Raw genomic sequence first — 945 nt, forward strand, 5'->3', positions numbered from 1 at the left:
TATCAGCTATAGCTGATAGACATTTTTGAGAAATACCCTTGAAGTCCATCTGCTTAGGAAGTCCGTGCCGTCTTAATAGACCATTAGAATGTTCATTAAGCCCCCGCTGCCCCGGACAGCCTGGATCCGCAAAGAAAATGTCAATGTCATGTTTATTTGAAATGGATTTCCAATTGGAGAACTCTTTCCCGCAATCAAAGGTAATGGATTTGAAGAGATGTCTTGGAAACTGTGACATCCACTTGCTGACTGATTCCTCAATATCACTCGCTTTTCGTCCATTAGTTTGAAGTGTGATAATCGCTTTTGACTGCTTCTCAACCAGCGTAATAACAGCACTTTTATGATTCTTGCCAACAATGGTGTCCCCTTCAAGATGACCGAATTCACTTTCGAACTCTGGATACATTTCAGTCCGCTCACGAATATTTCTGCGAAAAGCTTGTTTTCCACGCGTTTCTTTCTTCCCATTGGGGTTTCGTTTCCCTTGCCAGGGTAAATCATTTTTATGGAAGATGCCACGGTCAGCTAAGCGATAGAGGGTTCTCATAGAACAAGGGATGCGCTCAGGATAGGTACCTTTTATCACATCGAAACTCCAATCTAATTCTAAATATGATTGGATAAAGTCTTGTACTGGTTTTGTGAGTTGAGTGTTTTTCCGGCCACAACGCTTCTTGTTGGTTTGGTAACGCTCATAATAGTCATAAGCCGAATGACCAGTTTTCAGAAAAGAAAGAACATTGTAAATCGTTTGTCGTGATCTGCCAAGTGACTTCGAGATGTCACAAACTTTCTTACCTACTTGGTAATATGCCTCTATCATTACGAGTTCGTTTGTGGTAAGATGAGTGTAGGTCATTTATGTTAGTCCCTTTCAGACAAATGTGGTAGTTTATCTGAGACTAACATAGATGGCTTTTTCTGTCTAGCTTAATTTTACAA

The 945-nt window shown here is 40.5% G+C and carries 1 protein-coding gene; it reads right to left on the minus strand.

Annotation, left to right across the window (positions count from 1 at the left end; all coding sequences use genetic code 11):
• Window positions 1-862 (minus strand): IS30 family transposase (locus ACFPQ3_RS01535; protein ID WP_380433492.1); only part of this gene is annotated, 862 nt, incomplete at its 3' end.
• Window positions 863-945 lie beyond the last annotated feature (83 nt).

It is taken from the genome of Streptococcus caledonicus, assembly GCF_042656225.1.
GTDB lineage: Bacteria > Bacillota > Bacilli > Lactobacillales > Streptococcaceae > Streptococcus > Streptococcus caledonicus.